The sequence below is a fragment of the Nitrobacter sp. Nb-311A genome (assembly GCF_000152905.1).
Classification (GTDB): Bacteria; Pseudomonadota; Alphaproteobacteria; order Rhizobiales; family Xanthobacteraceae; genus Nitrobacter.
In genome coordinates, this window is record NZ_CH672421.1 from 53,613 (window position 1) to 73,151 (window position 19,539).

Annotated in this window: 15 protein-coding genes; 9 read left to right on the forward strand and 6 right to left on the reverse strand. The window is 62.0% G+C overall.

Going from position 1 to position 19,539, the window contains the following annotated elements:
- Nucleotides 1-170 precede the first annotated feature (170 nt).
- The 5 genes from NB311A_RS20865 (at nucleotide 171) to NB311A_RS17295 (ending at nucleotide 9,358) form a co-directional block, all read left to right on the forward strand.
- Entirely contained in the window at nucleotides 171-989 is an 819-nt protein-coding gene (locus NB311A_RS20865) for an ImuA family protein (protein ID WP_009800073.1), read from the forward strand.
- Nucleotides 898-2,535, forward strand: a complete 1,638-nt coding sequence (locus NB311A_RS17280; protein ID WP_009800074.1) for a DNA polymerase Y family protein — start codon at nucleotides 898-900, stop codon at nucleotides 2,533-2,535. The genes NB311A_RS20865 and NB311A_RS17280 overlap by 92 nt, the downstream gene beginning before the upstream one ends.
- Nucleotides 2,532-6,035, forward strand: a complete 3,504-nt coding sequence (locus tag NB311A_RS17285) for an error-prone DNA polymerase (RefSeq protein ID WP_009800075.1) — start codon at nucleotides 2,532-2,534, stop codon at nucleotides 6,033-6,035. Before NB311A_RS17280 ends, NB311A_RS17285 begins: the two co-directional genes overlap by 4 nt.
- Nucleotides 6,036-6,134: 99 nt before the next feature.
- Nucleotides 6,135-7,382, forward strand: a complete 1,248-nt coding sequence (locus tag NB311A_RS17290; RefSeq protein ID WP_009800076.1) for a threonine ammonia-lyase — start codon at nucleotides 6,135-6,137, stop codon at nucleotides 7,380-7,382.
- A 92-nt stretch (nucleotides 7,383-7,474) separates the two neighbouring features.
- On the forward strand, nucleotides 7,475-9,358 hold the full coding sequence (locus tag NB311A_RS17295; RefSeq protein ID WP_009800077.1) for an acetyl-CoA hydrolase/transferase C-terminal domain-containing protein: 1,884 nt from the start codon (nucleotides 7,475-7,477) through the stop codon (nucleotides 9,356-9,358).
- A 7-nt stretch (nucleotides 9,359-9,365) separates the two neighbouring features.
- On the opposite strand, the gene NB311A_RS17300 is transcribed toward NB311A_RS17295, so the two are convergent.
- The 4 genes from NB311A_RS17300 to NB311A_RS17315 all read right to left on the reverse strand — a co-directional run bounded on the left by NB311A_RS17300 (nucleotide 9,366) and on the right by NB311A_RS17315 (nucleotide 13,641).
- Nucleotides 9,366-10,145: an enoyl-CoA hydratase gene (locus NB311A_RS17300; RefSeq protein ID WP_040675884.1), complete on the reverse strand. Its 780-nt coding sequence runs from the start codon at nucleotides 10,143-10,145 to the stop codon at nucleotides 9,366-9,368.
- Between the two features lie 188 nt (nucleotides 10,146-10,333).
- Entirely contained in the window at nucleotides 10,334-10,801 is a 468-nt protein-coding gene (locus tag NB311A_RS17305) for a hypothetical protein (protein WP_245257025.1), read from the reverse strand.
- 498 nt (nucleotides 10,802-11,299) lie between these two features.
- Nucleotides 11,300-12,427 (reverse strand): DUF2336 domain-containing protein, encoded by a 1,128-nt coding sequence (locus NB311A_RS17310; protein WP_009800080.1) that lies wholly within the window; start codon nucleotides 12,425-12,427, stop codon nucleotides 11,300-11,302.
- Nucleotides 12,428-12,549: 122 nt separating this feature from the next.
- Nucleotides 12,550-13,641, reverse strand: coding sequence for an IS5-like element ISNisp7 family transposase (locus NB311A_RS17315; protein ID WP_009797950.1), 1,092 nt, complete (start codon nucleotides 13,639-13,641; stop codon nucleotides 12,550-12,552).
- Between the two features lie 492 nt (nucleotides 13,642-14,133).
- On the opposite strand from NB311A_RS17315, the gene NB311A_RS17320 reads away from it, so the two are divergent.
- From NB311A_RS17320 to NB311A_RS17330, 3 genes are all read left to right on the forward strand, one after another.
- Nucleotides 14,134-14,703: a sigma-70 family RNA polymerase sigma factor gene (locus tag NB311A_RS17320; RefSeq protein WP_009800081.1), complete on the forward strand. Its 570-nt coding sequence runs from the start codon at nucleotides 14,134-14,136 to the stop codon at nucleotides 14,701-14,703.
- Nucleotides 14,700-15,392: a hypothetical protein gene (locus tag NB311A_RS17325; RefSeq protein ID WP_009800082.1), complete on the forward strand. Its 693-nt coding sequence runs from the start codon at nucleotides 14,700-14,702 to the stop codon at nucleotides 15,390-15,392. The genes NB311A_RS17320 and NB311A_RS17325 overlap by 4 nt, the downstream gene beginning before the upstream one ends.
- 73 nt (nucleotides 15,393-15,465) lie before the next feature.
- The gene (locus NB311A_RS17330; RefSeq protein WP_050752139.1) at nucleotides 15,466-17,328 is read left to right on the forward strand and encodes a S8 family serine peptidase; all 1,863 of its coding nucleotides are present in this window, start codon (nucleotides 15,466-15,468) and stop codon (nucleotides 17,326-17,328) included.
- Nucleotides 17,329-17,483: 155 nt separating this feature from the next.
- Here the strand turns inward: NB311A_RS17330 and NB311A_RS17335 are convergent, their stop codons facing one another.
- Nucleotides 17,484-17,687: a CsbD family protein gene (locus NB311A_RS17335; protein ID WP_009800084.1), complete on the reverse strand. Its 204-nt coding sequence runs from the start codon at nucleotides 17,685-17,687 to the stop codon at nucleotides 17,484-17,486.
- A 513-nt stretch (nucleotides 17,688-18,200) separates the two neighbouring features.
- Between NB311A_RS17335 and NB311A_RS17340 the strand changes: the two genes are divergently transcribed.
- On the forward strand, nucleotides 18,201-18,695 hold the full coding sequence (locus NB311A_RS17340) for a TIGR03809 family protein (protein ID WP_009800085.1): 495 nt from the start codon (nucleotides 18,201-18,203) through the stop codon (nucleotides 18,693-18,695).
- A 46-nt stretch (nucleotides 18,696-18,741) separates the two neighbouring features.
- Here NB311A_RS17340 and NB311A_RS22760 read toward each other — a convergent pair.
- Nucleotides 18,742-19,539: TIGR03808 family TAT-translocated repetitive protein (locus tag NB311A_RS22760; RefSeq protein ID WP_040675824.1), on the reverse strand; the 798-nt coding region annotated here is incomplete at its 5' end.

Sequence of the window (19,539 nt, forward strand, 5' to 3'; positions counted from 1 at the left end):
TGCCGAGGAAATAGAGCGTTTCGAGCATGGGACTCTGGTCGGGGTTCTGGCCGCGAAAGCCGGTTGACTCTCATGTGCAGGTCGGCCTTAATGGAACATAACATGAACACATGGCCCGTCCAGCGGTCAGGTTCACAGGCTTTTGTGCGGTTTGATCCAGGAGGCGGCGCATGACCGAAGTTCATGCACGCACGGAGGCGCTTGCGCGCCTGCGTGACCGCATCGCGCGGATCGAGAGCTGTCATGGCGATGGAATGCCACGCAGGCGGGCGGCGGCGCTCGATCATGGGGAGATGGACGCGGTGTTGCAGGGGGGGCTTTCGCGCGGCGTCGTGCATGAGGTGTTTGCGGAAGGACGGCACGGCGCTGCGGCGACCGGATTCATAGCAGGTCTCGCGCAGCGGGTATGTGTGAAGCGGCCACTGCTTTGGGTGCGGCAGGATTTTGCCGCACGCGAATCCGGTGTGTTGTCGATGTGCGGATGGCGCGAGCTCGGTCTTGATCCGCGCCTTCTGGTGATGGTCCACGTCCCCGATGCGGAGAGCGCGCTGCGGACGGCATCCGATGCGCTGGCCTGCGATGCGCTCGGCGCCGTGGTGATGGAGATATGGGGCGAGACGCGTCTGTTCGATCTCGTCGCCAGCCGGAGGCTGACGCTGGCCGCGCGTCATTCCGGCGTCACCGGGTTGCTACTGCGGGTGGCGGCGACGCCGCTGCCTTCGACGGCGGAGACACGGTGGATCGTGCGCCCGGCGGCGAGCCGGCCGTGCGCGGCCTGGCAGGCATGGGGCGCGCCCGTCTTCGAAACCCGGCTTGTGCGGAATCGTCATGGCCAGACCGGTCAGTGGATCATGGAATGGAAATGTGATGAGGGCCTTTTCCGTAACGTCTCCGGCTTTGGCCCGCAGACGCATCCTCAGCCTGTGGCTGCCGCGCCTGCCGGCCGACCGCATCCAGCGCAAGCTGTTTCGCTCCGGCGAGCGGGATAACGGCCGGTCCTGCGTCATCCTCGCCAAACAAAACAACGCGCTGGTCATTTCGGCGCTCAATGACGCGGCCGCGCGCCTCGGCCTGACGGTCGGCCTGCCGCTGGCCAATGCCCGCGCGATCTGTCCCGACATCGACGTGTTCGATACTGACGAGATCGCGGACGCGCAGACATTGAACGGTATCGCCGACTGGTGCGACCGTTTCACGCCGCTGGTGGCGCTCGATCCGCCGCATGGCCTGCTGCTGGACATCACCGGCTGCGCACATCTGTTCGGCGGCGAAGCCGCGCTGATGAACGCGCTGTGCGGCGCGCTGACGCGACAGGGCTTTGTTGTCAGCGCGGCCATCGCCGGCACGCCGGCCTGTGCGCGGGCGCTGACGCGCCATGCCCATGGTCGGGTGGTCGCGCCCGGCGAGGAGCTGGAAGCCGTCGCGCCGCTGCCGGTGTTCACATTGGGGGCGGATGATGCGATCACGCGCGGGCTGCGCCGCGCCGGGTTGAAAACCATCGGCGATGTCGCCGCACGCGGCCGACACGAGATCGCCGCGCGTTTCGGCGCAGCTTTTACTGTGCTTCTGGAACAGGCGCTGGGGCAGGGCGATACGCCCATCAACCCACGCAGGCCGCCGCCGGATTATATCGTCGAGAAGCGGTTTGCCGAGCCGATCGCCACCGACAGCGCGATCGCGACGACGCTGGCGGATCTTGCGCGCACGTTGATCGCCGCGATGGAAAAACAGGGCAAGGGCGCGCGGCATCTGGAAACGGGTTTTTTCCGCACCGACGGCGCGGTGCGAGTCATCGCGGTGGAGACAGGCCGTCCCGTCGCGCGCGGCGAGATCGTCGATCGCCTGTTTCGTGAGCGGCTCGACGCGCTGGCCGACCCGCTCGACCCCGGTTTCGGCTTCGATCTGGTGCGGCTGTCCGCCGTGCGAACCGAATCCGTCGTGCAGGAGCAGCGCGACCTCGATGCACGCGTTCAGGACAATGACGAAGTGGCGGCGCTGATCGACCGCATTGCCGCGCGCATCGGCGGCCATCGCGTCGTCGTTCACCTGCCGCAGGAGACGCATATTCCTGAACGCGCGTCGTTCCTGGCGCCGGCGCAACAGCATCTCGTGGCGGCCATGCACGCGGAGTGGCCCGCATGTATCGGAAGTGAGCCGCCGTTGCGGCCGTTGCGGATGTTGGCGCGGCCGGAGCCGATCGAGGTGACGGCGATGTTTCCGGATGGTCCGCCGGCGCAGTTCAAATGGCGTCATCGTCAGTGTCTCATTGTATACGTCGAAGGGCCCGAACGCATCGCCATGGAATGGTGGAAGCGCGGCGAACAGGCCTTGTCGCCCGAACCCGACGATGAATTCATGCGCCTGCATCCGCCGCAAGGCGAGGTTGCAGTCGCGCGCGCCGATGGCAGTGCGCTGACGCGTGATTATTTTCGTGCCGAGGATAAGGAAGGCGTGCGTTATTGGCTTTATCGCGAAGGAATTTGCGGACGTGAAGTTCAAACGTTCCGCTGGTTTTTACACGGCATGTTCGCATGAGGCAGCCGCGCGACGTTCCATCCTATGCCGAAATCGGCATCGCCACCAACTTCTCGTTCCTTCATGGCGCGTCGCACCCGCAAGAGTATGTGCATCAGGCCAGCGAACTTCGGCTGCCTGTCATCGGCATTGCCGACCGCAACACGCTGGCGGGCGTGGTGCGCGCCTATACGGAGCTGGAAAACCCCGAGGTTCGTTATAAGCCGCGGCTGCTGATCGGATCGCGTCTCGTTTTCATCGACGGTACGCCTGACATTCTCATCTATCCTCGTGGCCGGCATGCCTATGGCCGGCTCTGTCAGTTGCTCACCAGAGGCAAGCTGGCCGCGGAGAAGGGCGAATGCCGTCTGAAGCTGGATGATCTCCTGGATTTTTCCGAAGGACAGCTGCTTGTGCTGACCCTGCCGCATCGCTTCGAGACGACAACCGCGTTGAAAGTGCTTGAGAGGTTGCGGCAGAGTCGCGCGGATGGCGTCTGGCTCGCGGCAAGTCTGCTCTATCGTGGTGACGACGTCCGCCGTCTTGCACAGCTTGATCGGATCGCGGCTTCCGCCCGCATGCCGCTGCTTGCGACCAACGAAGTGCTGTACCATCATCCCGCACGCCGTCCGTTGCAGGATGTCCTCACCTGCGTCCGCGAAAAGGCCGCGATCGATGCCATCGGGCGCAAGCTGGTAATCAACGCCGAGCGTCATCTGAAACCCGCGCACGAGATGGAGAAGCTGTTTCGTGATCTCCCGGGAGCGATCGCCGAAACGATGGTGTTTGCATCGCGTATCGAATTCACGCTCGACCAGCTTCAATACCAATATCCCGACGAACCTGTGCCGCCGGGCAAAAGCGCGCAACGGCATCTTGAGGATCTGACGTGGGCGGGTGTCGAAAAATATTTTCCGGGAGGCGCGGATGAAGATCTGAAAGCAGCTCTCCGCAAGGAATTGGACCTGATCGCCGAACTCAACTACGCTCATTACTTCCTCACCGTGCACGACATCGTGCGGTGGGCGCGAGATCAGGACATCCTGTGCCAGGGGCGCGGATCGGCGGCGAATTCGGCCGTGTGCTACGTGCTCGGCATCACCTCCGTCGATCCCACCAAGGTCGATTTGCTGTTCGAGCGCTTCATCTCCAAAGAGCGGCTGGAGCCGCCCGATATCGATGTCGATTTCGAGCACTCGCGTCGCGAGGAGGTGATGCAGTATGTCTATCGCCGCTATGGCCGCCATCGCGCCGCGATCATCGCCACCGTTATTCACTATCGACCGCGCAGCGCTATCCGCGATGTCGGCAAGGCGTTGGGCCTGACCGAGGATGTCACGGCGGCGCTCGCCGATACGGTCTGGGGAAGCTGGGGCGATGACGTCAGCGACGCGCAGATCAGGCAGGCGGGATTTGATCCGCAGAATCCGATGGTGCGCCTCGCGGTTGAATTAGCAACCGAGCTGATCGGCTTTCCGCGTCATCTGTCGCAGCATGTCGGCGGTTACGTGCTGACGCAGGACCGGCTCGACACTTACGTGCCGATCGGAAACGCTGCGATGGACGGCCGTACCTTCATCGAGTGGGACAAGGACGACGTCGACGCCATGCGGATGATGAAGGTCGATGTGCTGGCGCTCGGCATGCTGACCTGCATCCGCAAGTGTTTTGACCTGATCGCGGATCACAAGGGCGAGCGATGGGAGCTGGCGACGATCCCTCAGGACGAAAAGCCGGTCTACGACATGCTTTGTCGGGGCGAATCCCTCGGCGTGTTCCAGGTCGAAAGCCGTGCCCAGATGAACATGCTGCCGCGCTTGAGGCCGCGCACGTTCTACGATCTCGTCATCGAGGTCGCTATCGTCCGTCCCGGTCCGATCCAGGGCGACATGGTGCATCCCTATCTGAAGCGGCGAACCATGGACCCGGCGAAGATCGAATATCCGTATCCGAAGGGTGGCGACAAAAATGAATTGCGCAATGTCCTGGAGCGCACGCTCGGCGTGCCGTTGTTTCAGGAACAGGCGATGCGCATCGCCATTGTCGCCGCGAAGTTTACTTCGGAAGAAGCCAATGGCTTGCGCCGTGCCATGGCGACATTCCGCAACATAGGCACCATCGGTTCGTTCCAGGAGAAGATGGTCAACAGCATGATCGCGCGCGGCTACGATCCGGTGTTCGCAAAAAACTGTTTCGAGCAGATCAAGGGGTTCGGCTCTTATGGCTTTCCCGAAAGTCACGCGGCGAGTTTTGCGCAGCTTGTCTACGTCTCGTCATGGTTGAAGCATTTCCATCCGGACGCATTCTGCTGCGGTCTTCTGAATTCCCAGCCGATGGGTTTTTACGCGCCGGCGCAGATCGTCGGCGATGCCCGCAAGAACGGCGTCGAGGTGCGGCCTCTCGATGTGTCCTACAGCTTTTCACAGAACACGCTGGAGCAGCGCGTGGGCGAACATCACGCGGTGCGGCTCGGTTTCCGCCAGATCGATGGATTCAAGTGGGTCGATAAGGATGAGGAGAGAGGCAAGCAGCAGACGGCCGACTTGTGGGGGAGGGTCAGGGAGGGGGGTGAGCTACAAGACCCGTGCTTGAGATGCCCCCCTCTCCACCTCTCCCCCACAAGGGGGGAGAGAGCAGGCAGGGCGTGGATTGGAACTTCAAATCCGCCGCCGCGAGAGCAGCTATTTTCTTCTTCGCTGACATCCGGCGACTGGGGTGAGCGGATCGTGACCGCACGTCGACACCGACCCTTCACTTCCATCGAGGATTTTTCCCGTGCCACGAAACTGCCGAAGCGCGCGCTGATCCTGCTGGCTGATGCCGATGCTTTTCGCTCGCTCGGGCTCGATCGCCGCGCGGCGCTGTGGGCGGTGCGCCGCCTGCCGGACGATGTGCCGCTGCCGTTGTTCGAAAGCGCTGCCGCGCACGAATTGCCGGACGAACATGTCGCTCCGCTGCCTCCGATGCCGTTATCCGAGCAGGTGATCGCCGACTATCAGACCGTGCGGTTGTCGCTGAAGGGCCATCCGATGGAATTCCTGCGCGTGATGCTCACCCGCGAGCGCGTGGCGAGTTGCGCCGAGGTTTGCCATGCCAATGACGGGCGGCGCGTCAAATGTGCGGGCGTGGTGCTGGTGCGGCAGCGGCCGGGTAGCGCCAACGGTGTCGTCTTCATGACGCTGGAGGACGAGACCGGAATTGCCAATATCGTGGTATGGCCGAAGATCATGGAGCGTTACCGCAAGGAGGTGATGGGCGCGCGGCTGATCGAAGTGGAGGGCGTCATCCAGAGCAGCCCGGAGCAGGTCGTCCATCTTGTCGCCGGCAAGCTGACCGATCGCTCAAGCGAACTGATGCATCTGGCGAATGACGCGCTCGTGTCCAGGCCCCCGCTGCAACCGCCCGCCGCACCGGCCGAACCGCTCAATGACGACCACCGTGATCATCCTGCCCATTCGGCGCAACGAGTTCGCCACCCCCGCAATGTGCGCATCCTGCCACGCTCGAGGGATTTTCATTGAAAAAGGCGTCTCCCTGTCGCAAGAGCGCGCTGTATCGATTCATATTTCTTGCAGCGGATTGAGCGAGCCTCGTTCAGACGCCAGTCACGGAGAACCAGCATGAACGACGCGGAGCAGGGCAAATCCATCGGAACGGCGGACCTGCAGGCCGCCGCCGCCCGGCTCGCCGGCCGCGTGGTTCGCACGCCGCTGGTTCATTCGCGCACGCTGTCCGAAATCACCGGAGCCGAGGTCTGGCTCAAGCTGGAAAATCAGCAGTTCGTCGCCTCGTTCAAGGAACGCGGGGCCGCCAACAAGCTGCTCACGTTGTCGGCGGACGAGGCGCGGCGCGGCGTCATTGCCATGTCCGCCGGAAACCACGCCCAGGGCGTCGCCTATCACGCTCATAATCTCGGAATCGCCGCCACGATCGTGATGCCGAAATCAACGCCTTTCGTGAAGGTGTCGCGAACCCGGAAACTGGGCGCGCGGGTGCGGCTGGAGGGCGAGACGCTGGCGGAATCCGCCGCCTTTGCCCGGCGGCTGGCCGCCGACGAGAACCTTGTTTTTGTCCACCCTTATAATGATCCGGCCGTCATCGCCGGGCAGGGCACGGTGGCGCTCGAGATGCTGGAAGATCAGCCGGCGCTCGACTGTCTCCTGACGCCGGTCGGCGGCGGCGGGCTCGTCGCGGGTTGCGCGATCGCGGCAGCAGGTCATACGTCGAAGGTCGAGGTGATCGGCGTCGAGGTGGAGTCCTACGCCGCCGTGGCGCAGCATCTCGCCGGGCGCCCGATCTCGGTTGGCGGGGCGACCATCGCCGAAGGCATAGCGGTACGCGATGTCGGTTCGCTGCCGCTGGCGATCCTGCGCGAGTACGGCATCGAGGTGATGACGGTGGCGGAACGCATGATCGAGAAGGCGGTCATCCAGATGCTGGAGATCGAGAAGACCGTGACGGAAGGCGCCGGCGCGGCTGCGCTCGCCGCGTTGATGAGCGACCCCGGACGGTTTGTCGGGCGCAAGGTCGGCTTGATCGTCTCCGGCGGCAACATCGACACGCGGACGCTCGCCAACGTCCTGATGCGAGGGCTGGTGCGCGACGGCCGGCTGATCGATCTCGTCGTGGAGATTTCCGACAAGCCGGGCGCGCTGGCTGAACTCGCGTGCATCATCGCCGAACTCCGCGGCAACATCGTCGAGGTGCAGCATCAGCGCCTGTTCAGCGCGCTGTCCGCCAATATGACCGAGGTCGAACTGGTGATCGAGGCGCAGGACACGGCGCACGGCAGCGCCATCGTCGCCGGGCTGGAAGCCAGGGGCGTGAGAGCGCGCCGCCGTGACCGGTTGGTGCTATCAAGGGATTGAGAATGCAATCACAGGGATCGTTGCGGCCCGTACCGGAACATGGAAGATCATGAAGGCGTATCGAACATGACGGACATGCGGACAACGGTCTGATGCCAAAAAACTTCACTGATCCCGCCGCAATCGTTGACGCCATCATCCGCGAGAACGGTCCTCGTCTGGTGGTGGGACTGCCGCTTGGGCTCGGGAAAGCCAATCACATTGTTAATGCATTGTATCGCCGGGCGGAAGCCGATCGCGGTCTCGACCTCACGTTTTTCTCGGCGCTGACGCTGGAGAAGCCGCGCCCATCGAACGAGCTGGAGAGAAGGTTCATAGCGCCGGTGATCGATCGCCTGTTCGGCGAATGGCCGGATCTCCACTACGCCTCCGCATTGCATAAAGGTGAGCTGCCGCCGAACATCAAGGTCATCGAATTCTTCTTCCTGGCCGGCAAGTGGCTGCGCAACACCTATGCCCAGCAACACTACATCGCCGCCAATTACACCCATGCCGCGTCCTGTATCCTCGACCGCGGCCTCAACGTCATCACGCAACTGGTGGCGAAGCGCGTCGTCGACGGCGAGACGCGCTACAGCCTGAGCTGCAACACCGACACCACGCTCGATCTCCTGCGTGCCCGCGCCGCCGGCCGCGCGTCGTTCCAGCTGGTGGGGCAGGTCAATTCGCAATTGCCGTTCATGCCGGGAGCGGGAGATTTGCCGGCCAGCGAGTTCAGCGCCATTCTCGACAGTCCCGCCACCGACTTTCCGTTGTTCGCGCCGCCGTCCGAGCCGGTGTCCGACAGCAAATATGCCATCGGCCTGCATACGGCCGGGCTGATCAAGGATGGCGGCAGCCTGCAAATCGGCATTGGCCAGACCAGCGATGCGCTGGCGCAAAGCCTGATCCTTCGTCACCATGGCAATGCGCGCTTTCGCGAGATCGCCGCGCGGCTTGTGCCGGACGGCACAATGGCGGAGACCGCGCCGTTCGTGACCGGCCTTTATGGCGTCAGCGAAATGGTGTTCGAGGCGTTTCTCGGGCTGATCAACGCGGGCGTGTTGAAGCGCGAGGTCGATGGCGCGGTGTTGCACGGCGCGTTCTTTCTCGGATCGCAATCGTTCTACCGCGCGTTGCGCGAGATGACGCCGGACGAACTGTCCCGCATCCAGATGACAGCCGTGTCCTTTACTAATGAACTTTACGGCGATGAGGCCGCCAGGCGTCGCGCCCGCGTCGATGCGCGCTTTGTCAATAACGCGATGATGGCGACCCTGATGGGGGCTGCGGTCTCCGACGGTCTCGAGAACGGTCAGGTGGTGAGCGGCGTCGGCGGGCAGTACAATTTCGTGGCGCAGGCGTTCGCGCTTCAAGGCGCGCGCTCGATCCTCACTCTGGACTCGACCCGACGGGAGAAAGGCAGAGTGGTGTCGAATATCCGCTGGGCCTATGGTCATGCCACCATTCCACGCCACCTGCGCGATATCATCGTCACCGAATACGGGGTGGCGGACCTGCGCGGAAAATCCGATGCCGACGTGATCGCGGCGATGCTCAACGTGACGGATTCGCGTTTTCAGGCCGAACTGATGCGGCAAGCCAAGGATGCTGGAAAGCTGCCGAAAAGCCACGAGATACCGGCCGCTTATCGCGAGAATTTTGCCGGCCGGATCAAGGCGGCGTTGAGACCCGCGCGCGAAGCGGGACTGCTGCCGCCGTTTCCTTTCGGCAGCGATTTCACCGAGATCGAGCAGCAACTGATCCCGGCGCTAGAAGTCCTGCGCGGCGCATCGCACTCGCCGTTGACGCTATTGGGTTTGCTAATGAAGGGATTGCGTCCCGGCGATGCCTCCGCACAGCCTGCGCTTGCCCGCATGGGGCTTGATCGCCCGGCGACGTTTTCGGACAGGCTTTATCGCGCGCTCGTCAATGGCGCGCTGAAAGAGAGCGAGACGAAAAATACAGCGCCGCAGTCGCCTGGCATCGAGCGGTAACGATATGTCATCGGTTCCTGTTGTTCGGCTTGCGCTTCTCGATGAAAGCCGCCATGCCTTCGGCGCGATCCTCCAGCGCAAAGGTCGAGCGAAACAGGTCGCGCTCGACGTTCATGCCTTCCGACAGCGTGGTCTCGAAGGCGCGGTTCACGGCGTTCTTCGCCATCGCCGCGGCCGGCCGCGACATCGACGCGATTTTTTTCGCGGCAGCCATTGCCTCGTCCATCAGTTTGTCTACGGGCACGACGCGGCTGACGAGGCCTGAGCGCTCTGCCTCGGCAGCGTCCATCATCCGCCCGGTGAGGCAGAGGTCCATCGCCTTGGCCTTGCCGATCGCGCGGGTCAGGCGCTGCGTGCCGCCGATGCCGGGAATGGTGCCGAGCGTTATTTCAGGTTGGCCGAACGTCGCGGTCTCGGAGGCGATGATGATGTCGCACATCATGGCCAGCTCGCAGCCGCCGCCGAGTGCATAGCCGCTTACGGCCGCGATGGTCGGCTTGCGGCAGGTGGCGATACGGTCGCCGCCGATGGCCTTGAAGTCCTCGTTGAGCATGTCAATGAAATTTTTTGGCTGCATTTCCTTGATGTCGGCGCCGGCGGCGAAAGCCTTTTCGTTGCCGGTTATCAGGATGCACCCAATGTCGCATTCGGCTTCGAAATCATCGACCACAGCGGCGATTTCGCGAAGCACGGCGAACGACAGCGCATTGAGCATTTTCGGGCGGTTCAATCTGATGATGCCGACCTGTTCCTGACTCTCGACGAGGATGTGCTCAAACGTGCGCATGGTCCGTCCCGCCCCATTGTTGGCCGGTCGTAAGGAGTATCCGGCGGCGGACACAATGTGCCTGCGGTCCAGTCGCGCGGCAAGGTTGCGGGGACCGTTTTCGCAGCGAAAGCGGCCAGAGCTTTCGCTTCTCATGCAATCAGCGTGGCAGGGTCCGGAGAACGGAATCCTGGCTGCCGTATGTCGGATCAGGCCATAAACATCCGGGCGGCGGAGCCGATCGTGAGCAAACCGCCGAAGGCGATGAAGATCTTGCCGATCAGAGAGGTCTGGTTCCAGGCAGAGCCGCCGCTTGCCATCGGCTGGCCGGTCTCGGCGCTATCAGAGGGCGGAGCGAGGTCAATCGAGGCTAATGCCAGGCTAGGCGCGTCTTGTTGGTGGGCCAGGGCGCGGTCAATTTCGTTGAGTTCATCGGGCGAAACGATAGCCACGGCAGCCGCAGGGGTGGCGGGGGTATTGTCAGATGATGCGGTATCGCCCTGATTGGTGGCCAGCATCTCGCTGGCGCTGTTGGCAAGCGCGCCCGCCTCGGTTTTTGACGACTCTTCCTTGGACCAGTCTTCGGCGCCAGGAGGCATCTGGACGCTGGCGTTTGCGTTAGTGATCGTGGGCGGCAAGGGTATGTGCTTGTTGCTGTCCTGGATTGCGGAAGCCATCGTTTCCTCCGCTTTTGCATCGGTTCTTGATTCCGGCCTGGCCGATTTCTGCGTACGCGTGGCTTGCCGCTTGTGGGATCGGTGTTTCGGGGACCTGTTGAGCTTGATAGGCGCCCCCGCTTTGCCGGTATGGGCGGCCACAGCGGCGGGTTCCGCCGCGCTGCCGGTCGGCCGCATTGGCCCCGCGAAACCCAGTAAAAGTCCCGCTGCGATAATCAGCGCCGACCGCCCGCTCGTCCCCGTGCTCATGGACGATCTCCCCGTTGTCAGTCCCTGAAGGGCAACAGAAACGTCCGGAGTGGCAACACCGGGGCAAAAAAAGGGAATCTTTCGACCACAAGGGCCAAACCGCTGGAATTCGCCGAAATGAGGCGGCAGTGGTCCGGCTTTTATGCTTGCGCCCCACGGCCGGTGCGCCGGCTATCGATCTCGAAAACTGCTTTCGGATAAGATGATGCTCGATCAATGGATGCGGCTATCAAAAGATGCGGTCAGAGATTAGCGGGGTTCCCGACCTTGGCCGTTGCCCGCAGCCGCCGCTTGTTGGGTTCGATGAAAGCGCAGCACCTGCTGCGCCGTGGACCGGCGCAGACATTCGTAAGTCTGCCTCGCGGCATCGATGTCCGTCATCTCGACGTGCATCAGATCTCGGCGCATGTCGATGATGGTTTCCACCGTGGCCCAGGAGAGGCCGCCTACCTTAGCCAGAATAAGCACCCCCTCGGTTTGGGACTCGATCATCATTTTTTCGGCGTCCGCGATCGAGACATTGGCGAGGCAGGCGATGGCCGCATTCGTTTCGTCGAACTTTCTGGCTTCCGCAAACGAAGCGACTTCTTGCTCGTCCAGCCGCCCGTCTTCGTACAGCGACCTGACCAGTCCATGTGCGATCGTCGTTTCCTCGCTGATGGCCCCGGGCGCCGAGCGTGCTCGTCGCGCTACCTCGCTGACGACGGCCGAAACGTCGTTTGCCCGATGTGGGTTAGCTGCGGCGAGACGCGCCCGCACCGCGGCGGAGGCTTTCGCGATCAGTTTCAAATAGTGATGCCGAGGGATTGAAGGCCGCATTCCGACGCAGGTCGCGATGTCGTCATTGCCTTCGGCGCGTTGGACCAGCTGCGTAAAGCCACGTTCGGAAAAGTCAGCGCCCGGATTGTTGACGGTGCTTTTGACGACTTCGTCGTTACCTCGCTCGATCAGAGCGTCGGTGACCGCGACGCTCAAGACCTTCCGCGTTGAAATCGCCAGCAAATGAGCCTGACCTTTGCTGCGGACGTTCTCGATCAGCACATCATCGCCGAGCCGCTGAGATTGCGACAGCACGGGCGCCGCGACTTCGATCAGATCGTCGAACGCCAGGACCTGAATGATTTGCGGCGGAGCCTTGGCAACGGGAGCAAGGCGTCTGGCAAGCAACGCTTTCGCCGAACCTTCGATGTGACAAATCAAGCATTTGAAAACGTCATCGAACAGTGTGATCTGCTCGTCGGAATAGTCGACCGGGTTGTTGAGGAACAGGTCGGTGACCCGCTGCAGGGTCTCGATTCGCCGCGCGATTGTGCCATGAGTGAGAACGGTCTGGAGTTCCTCGAGCAGACTGGCCGACCCGGCCGGCTTGGAAAGCATGGCTCTGTCCTAGCAGGCTGTTGAAGAAGTGTCCCGTCTGGCTTTCGGGATGGCTTAATCGCCGTTGTGATGAGATTTGGATTGAGCTGTCGAGCAGTTTGGCGTGGCCGTGGGACGGGGGGTCATGCTGGCACCGCCATGAGCTTCGGCAGTCGCACCAGATTGTAAGCGGCGGCTGCGAAGGTGAAGGCCCATTCGACGCGGTCGCGGCCGCGGAAGCGGGTCTTGTCCTGGCGGGCGACCGTCTTGATCCAGCCGAAGGCTTCCTCAATGCGCTTGCGGATACGCTGGCTGACGGCATAGCCGCTGTGCCGCGTCGTGCGTCCGTCGATCGCCGAGCTTCGGCCTCTCGTGTTCTGCGCCACGTGCGGCGTCACCTTCATCGCGCGCAACTCATTGACGAAGTCCTCCGTGTCATAGGCCTTATCAGCGCCAAGTGTGATGGCCAGGGGCCGGTCGGCGCGAGGTTCGATCATGTGCAACGCCGCCACCCGCTCGGCATGTCCGTCGGCCAGCGTCAGGCAGGCGTCGACCAACAGGCCGTGGCGGTTCTCCATCAGCCCATGACCCATGAAGCATAGCTTCGCCTCCTTGCCCTTGCCCTTCTTGTAGAGCCTTGCGTCCGGATCGGTGGTCGAGGCATGCGTGTCGTTAGTCCGCTTCTGGCCGTGGAAGTCGGCTTCGGCATTGCGCCCGACGCCGCCGGCCGGCGGCTCGCCAGAGCCGTCCTTCGGTTTGACGCTCTTCATCGAAGCCCAGGCCTCGATCAGCGTGCCGTCGACCGAGAAGTGATCTGTCGACAGCAGCTTCTTCACCTTGGGCTGGGCCAGCACCGCACTCAGGAATTTGGCCGCGATGTCGCCCTCAAGCAGCCGCTCGCGATTCTTCGAGAACACCGAATGGTCCCAGGCTGGATCGTCGACGCCGATGCCCACGAACCAGCGGAACAGAAGGTCGTATTCCAGCCGCTCCATAAGCAACCGCTCCGAGCGGATCGAGTAGAACGCCTGCAAGAGCATCGCCCTGAGCAACTTCTCGGGTGGGATCGACGGCCGCCCGAGTGGCGAGTACAGCGCCGCGAACTCCCGCTCCAAAGCGACAAGCCCTTCGTTCACCGTGACCCGGATGGCGCGAAGCGGGTGGTCGCGTCGAACCCGCGCCTCCAGATCAACGTAGCTGAACAGCTCGCCAGTCAGATTGTCACCACCGCGCACTCATCATCTCCAAATCGCTTCGGAGCAATAAATCATGCTCACAGCTCGGCCGCGACTGGCTTTTTCAACAGCCTGCTAGAGTTCTACAGCGACGTTCCGATCGCTTTGCTGCCGCAGAAGGACGCTACGGAATTGAGCGATCCGAGCCAGATATATTCAAACGGCCCGTCGATGAGTAGCGGGGCGGAAAATCTACGGCGAAAGCCTTTAAGTTTGGTGTGCTTTTATCAAAGGGGAGCTTGGGCAGGTTTAAACACTTTGTATCTAAACGGGAATTTTCGCTTGTCGGGGCAGGGTTGCGCGTGTCGGGACCAGGGCTGGGACAGACCCTTGTGGTGCTTACTCTTTGCAGCGGCCCGCGGCGCTTGCCCTTTCCGCCGATTCGGGCACAACCTAGCTGTGGCCAAGGGGCTGACGCTCGTAACTTGAGAAGATTTTCTTTGCCAATCGAACCTTCTTCCTCTCAAACCCGACCAATCTGCGAGACGGCAAGTGAGCGCGACACAGGCGGCTTCCGATGAGGTTCTAATCGCCCGGATCGCCCAAGGCGACCGCCTCGCCATGCAGGTGCTTTACGGGCGTCATCACGTCAGGGTCTTTCGTTTCGGATTGAGACTCGTGCGGAACGAACAGGCCGCCGAAGATCTAATCAGCGAGGTTTTTCTCGATGTGTGGCGTCAGGCCGGCAAATTCGAAGGCCGATCCGCTGTCTCCACCTGGTTGCTGGCAATTATGCGTTTCAAGGCCCTCTCTGCGCTTCGCCGCAGGAAGGATGCCGAGCTGGACGATGAGACGGCCAATGAAATCGAGGATCAATCCGACGACCCGGAGGTAACGGTACAGAAGAAGGATACGGGAAACGCGCTGCGCAAGTGCCTGATGCAGCTTTCAACGGAGCACCGGGAGATCGTCGATCTCGTCTACTACCACGAGAAATCGGTGGAAGAGGTCGCCGAGATTGTCGGAATACCCGAGAACACTGTGAAGACGCGGCTATTCTACGCGCGCAAGAAACTGGCCGGTCTGCTGAAAACAGCCGGGATAGAACGAGGTTGGCTATGACGGCGGCGAAGAGGGTCGCGGGCGACGAGCCTGGAGATGTCGAGGGGCTGCTGCCATGGCATGCCGCCGGCACCCTGAGCGCGCGCGACACACGCCGGGTCGAGGAAGCGCTCGCGGGCGATCCCGACCTGGCGAAGCAGTATGCGGTGATCCGGGATGAATATGCCGAAACCATCTCGCTCAATGAAAGCCTCGGCGCTCCATCTGCGGGCGCGATGCAAAAACTGTTCGCCGCGATCGATGCCGAACCGGCGCTGAGCGTTCCGAGAGCGCGCGTTGGCGTTTTGGCGCGGATCTCGCAAGTCTTTAGCGGCCTGTCGTCGCGCACACTGACGGCGGCCGGTGCGGTCGGAGCGCTCGTGATCGTGCTCCAGGCCGGCGTGATCGCCGCGATGCTTGCGAAGGGCGATGGCGTTCAATCGTTCCGGACAGCATCTCACAGCGCGCCCGATGCGCCATTAACCCGTGGACTGGCCGTGGAATCGGGACCGCAGGCCTTGGTGCGGTTCGCGCCGGATGCGCGCATGTCCGATATTCGGGCTTTTCTGGACAGCTACCAGGCGACGATTGTTTCGGTGTCCCGCAACGGCCTGTTCCGCCTGCGCTTCGATCAGCAAAAGAATTTTCCTGCGTTGCTGAGCAAGCTCCAGAGCGAGACGGTCGTCAATCTGGCGGTTCCCGCCGAGTAGCGGGCGTGAACGTTTTTGATCGCGAACGGCTTCCGTTTTGAGGCAGAAGGGAGCCACGATGGAGGACCGCGTGATGCGCCAGCGCATGACGAAATGGAACGCCGCGCTCTTTGCGCTGACAGGTCTGTGCTGGCTCGCAAGCGATGCTTCGTCAGCATATGCGCAAAACTATATGCATGGTTCCAGGGGATCTCCCGCCTTCGGTATGCAAAGGCGCGCGCCGATGGCTTCGCCCGGCGGCATGACCGGATTGCCTGACCGCGGCGGGGGACCGCGCGGGATGGGGTTAGGCTCAAGCCTGGGATTGGGTCTGGGTTATGGACTGATGCTCGGTGCCATGGGAGCTGCCAACAGGGCACCTTATGATGGTGAAATGCCTCACCGTGCCATCGAGCGCGGCGGCGATCTGGATCGCCGGTCATCTCGCCCGCGGCCTCGCAAGACGGCTGTCCGTGAACGGAAGCCGCGAAAACCGGCCACCGGAGTCACGGCGTCAGGCATTTCCTATGTTCGCTACGCGCCCAATGCCTTTCCTGTTTGCGCACGCGGCAAGGGCGCGATGAGCGGCGACTGCAACGGCCGTCCGTTCGTGGCCGATCTCGGAGGCAATGGTCCGCCGCCTCAGGATCAGAACAGCGGGCCTCGCCGCAATGCGAAGCGGGCTGCCGTGACGCGCAACTATCTCCCCGGCGAGATCGTCGCCGAGACGGCCGCGATGCCGGATGCGCAACTCACTGCTCTGGCGCGGCGGCACCGGTTGCAACGTCTCTCTTCCCAGAATTTTCCGCTGACCGGCAGTACGGTCAGCCTGTTCCGCATCGTCGGCCGCCGGCCGGTCGAAGATGTGCAACGTGAACTGCACGCTGATGCGACCGTGCGTTCGGCGCAGCCGAATTTCCGTTATGTTCTACAGGACCAAAAGACGGCGGTAACTGCCGAAGGCGACCCTGCGCAATATGCGCTGGCGAAGCTGCGGCTGCCCGAAGCGCATGGGCTGGCGCACGGCAAGGGCGTTATTGTGGCGGTGATCGATTCAGCGATCGACGCGGATCATCCTGAAATCGCGGGCTCGATCGTAGCGAGCTTCGACGCACTCGACGGCAAGGACAAGCCGCATGTGCACGGCACCGGCATTGCCGGTGCGATCGTCGCCCATGCGCGGCTGATGGGGAGCGCGCCATCGGCCAAGATTCTCGCGATCCGCGCCTTCGGTGTCACGCAAGGTACGGCCGAGAGCACCTCGTTCACGATCTTGAGGAGTCTCGACCACGCGGCCGCCCATGGTGCGCAGGTCATCAACATGAGTTTCGCTGGTCCGAAGGATCCGCTTGTCTCACGCGGCATTGCCGCCGCCGCGGAGATGGGCATCGTCATGGTGGCCGCAAGCGGCAATGCCGGACCGAAATCGCCGCCTCTCCATCCGGCCGCGGACGCAGAGGTGATCGCGGTCAGCGCGACCGACGCCGACGACCGGCTGTTTGCCGCCTCAAATCGCGGCAGTCACGTCGCAATTACCGCTCCCGGCGTTGATATCTTCCTTCCTGCACCGAACGGCAAATATCAGATGACGTCGGGAACGTCGTTCTCCGCGGCTTATATCAGCGGTCTCGCGGCGCTCGTCCTGGAGCGTCGTCCGGCGCTGAAACCTGCCGAAGTCCGTGCCATTTTGACGACAAGCGCGCGTGATCTCGGTGAGCCGGGCCGTGACGATCTGTTCGGGGCCGGGCAGGCGGATGCCTATCGGGCCGTACAGGCTGTCCCGGACAACGCAGCCTCGGTTGCTGACAAAGAGGTGCCAGCCATGGCCGTGTCCGACCCGGCCTCCGCCGCATCCGATGCTGTCCCCGTGACGACCAGCGAGGCCGCGCCTTCAAGCGAACCGCAACCAGCACCTGTCCGTAAAAATCCGCACGAAACTGAGCCGATCACGAAATAGCTAGAGGATGATCCCTGGAAGTGGAAACCTGCTCCCGGAAAAGATCGTGCTCAAACAAAAAGATAAGCGACGAGTCTGATTCAGCGCAGTTAAGACAGACTCTAACGGGAGGAACCTGCGATAAGAAAAACCCCGCTGTCGCGCGGGGCTGAAGATCACCATTTTTGGCGACCATACCAATCATCAATTTCCTTTTTTGCTTGATCCTTCTGGTAGCCGTAGCGTTCCTGAATCTTGCCCTCGAGTTGTTCACGCTTGCCGTTGATGACATCAAGATCATCGTCGGTGAGCTTGCCCCATTGCTCCTTGACCGCGCCTTTTAATTGCTTCCAGCTTCCTTCGACACGATTCCAATCCATCGCAATCTCCTTGATGTTGCGAGGATAAAACGCGGAAACGGTCTGGTCGTTCCCCCCAATGTCTTGTACTCAGGAAGCGCAGGACAAATACACGCCCGCGTCATAAAGACAAAAACGAAAAGACCCGTCCGGGGGGACAACCGGACGGGTCAAGCCATATGGGCGCTGGGGTGGATGGGCGCTCGCGCCTGATATAGCCTCGGGGAGTTTGCCTCCCACATCCGTCTGTCGCCGAACCGCTGGAAAACGTTCAAGGAGGACCAGAAACTTTTTTAATGGTCTGGCAAGAACTCAGATGGAATAGAAGCGAAGCTCTATGATTTTGTTTTAACGCGTTTTCTTCACGCGAACCCGTTCTCGTTCTCGCCGGCAGCTCTGAATGCATTCTGTGGTCATATTCACGCCACAAAGTGCTGGACTTCGCTCAGGTTTTCCACAAAATATCCCACCAGAATTGAATGATTCGTTCGTTGCGTCTGCGTCCGTTTCCCTCCTTGCGGACTGTCCCCTCAAATGACCCAACGATACGACACCGGGCGCGCGCCCGACCACGCTCAAGACATCCTCAATCGCTGGTGCGTGCTTGCCGAACAGCGGCTCGATTTTCTGATCGAGCTTTACGAAAGCGGCAGGTGGCGACGTTACCATTCCGAAGATGCGTTCATGGAAAATCTGCGGGAGGCAAAAGCCGTCGTCGAAGTCTGGCGAATGCTGGCACGTCGTGAGGGGATGCCGGACAATCGGCCCGTCGACCGGTCATGGCTCAATCGGTCCCCGGAAATCTCTCCTGCTATTCGGAATGACACCGGGCAGCCGGCGGCCGGAGTTGTGGTGCCGTATGCACCGCGGGCGACTATCGGATTACAAGAGGGTGCGACGCTGCGCGCGAAGGACGATGCGCCGGCCGCAAAGAAAACGCGGGATGCCGACCGGTCAACCGAGGTCTTGCCAGATCTGAATACCCTTCATGCGCGCTATCCGATCCTTCGCTACGCCAGAGCACGATAATTCCGAATCGAATCGATCCAAAATCATGAACGTGATCGAGTTCGTTTCAACGCACCGCGTTGGCGCCGATAACGATCTGCACGTATTTCGTAGCGCCATCGGCCGCGAGGTCCGGCGTCATGGGCTTGGCATGGTCGAGACCAACCACCGCGCCGCGCGGCGCGTCCGAAATCACATTGGTGTTGACCAGCGCCGTGCCAGCGCCGTCCGCGACCGAAACTCCGATGCCGATGAAGGTTTTACGAATGACATTGCCAGTGATCGCGACATCGCGGAGATACTTGCCCCAGCCTGCCATGATGCCGAACGACGGTGCGTTTTCGATGAGGTTTCCGGTCACTGACGTATCCGCCTCGATGTAGATGCCGATGCCGGCGTCGTCGTCAGGCGCGGTGCCGATCGGACGCTTCGGCAACAGATTGCGGATCATATTGCCCTGCACGACTGCAAGCCGGCCGCCCTCGTTGAAATTGCAGACAGAGACGCCGACCGCCGCGCCGTCCACGCTATTGTTGGCGATCACGGCGCCCTCGAAGGCGAACTCGGAATAGAGCGCCACCTCGCGTACGGCGGTGATGCTGTTGCCGGTCATTTGAATGTTCGATGCCGAGTTGCCGCGCACGGCGGAGTAATCGCAGTCGCTGATGCGGTTACCGCTAATGATGACATTGCCGGCCCGAAACGCATTGATGGCGTTGCCATGCTGGCCGGAGCCGCCTCGCCCGGCCTTGATGTTTTCGATGCGGTTGCCGGTGACGATCGAGCCGTCGTGGCCGATGGCCGTTCGCAGGATTTCGATGCCGTTATCTTTTGTCTGGAGAATGGTGTTGCGCGCGACCGTCAA

Coding starts and splice junctions, on each gene's coding strand:
- NB311A_RS20865 (WP_009800073.1), top strand. CDS start 171: ATGACCGAAGTTCATGCACGCACGGAGGCGCTTGCGCGCCTGCGTGAC.
- NB311A_RS17285 (WP_009800075.1), top strand. CDS start 2,532: ATGAGGCAGCCGCGCGACGTTCCATCCTATGCCGAAATCGGCATCGCC.
- NB311A_RS17290 (WP_009800076.1), top strand. CDS start 6,135: ATGAACGACGCGGAGCAGGGCAAATCCATCGGAACGGCGGACCTGCAG.
- NB311A_RS17295 (WP_009800077.1), top strand. CDS start 7,475: ATGCCAAAAAACTTCACTGATCCCGCCGCAATCGTTGACGCCATCATC.
- NB311A_RS17300 (WP_040675884.1), bottom strand. CDS start 10,145: ATGCGCACGTTTGAGCACATCCTCGTCGAGAGTCAGGAACAGGTCGGC.
- NB311A_RS17305 (WP_245257025.1), bottom strand. CDS start 10,801: ATGGCTTCCGCAATCCAGGACAGCAACAAGCACATACCCTTGCCGCCC.
- NB311A_RS17310 (WP_009800080.1), bottom strand. CDS start 12,427: ATGCTTTCCAAGCCGGCCGGGTCGGCCAGTCTGCTCGAGGAACTCCAG.
- NB311A_RS17325 (WP_009800082.1), top strand. CDS start 14,700: ATGACGGCGGCGAAGAGGGTCGCGGGCGACGAGCCTGGAGATGTCGAG.
- NB311A_RS17330 (WP_050752139.1), top strand. CDS start 15,466: ATGCGCCAGCGCATGACGAAATGGAACGCCGCGCTCTTTGCGCTGACA.
- NB311A_RS17335 (WP_009800084.1), bottom strand. CDS start 17,687: ATGGATTGGAATCGTGTCGAAGGAAGCTGGAAGCAATTAAAAGGCGCG.
- NB311A_RS17340 (WP_009800085.1), top strand. CDS start 18,201: ATGACCCAACGATACGACACCGGGCGCGCGCCCGACCACGCTCAAGAC.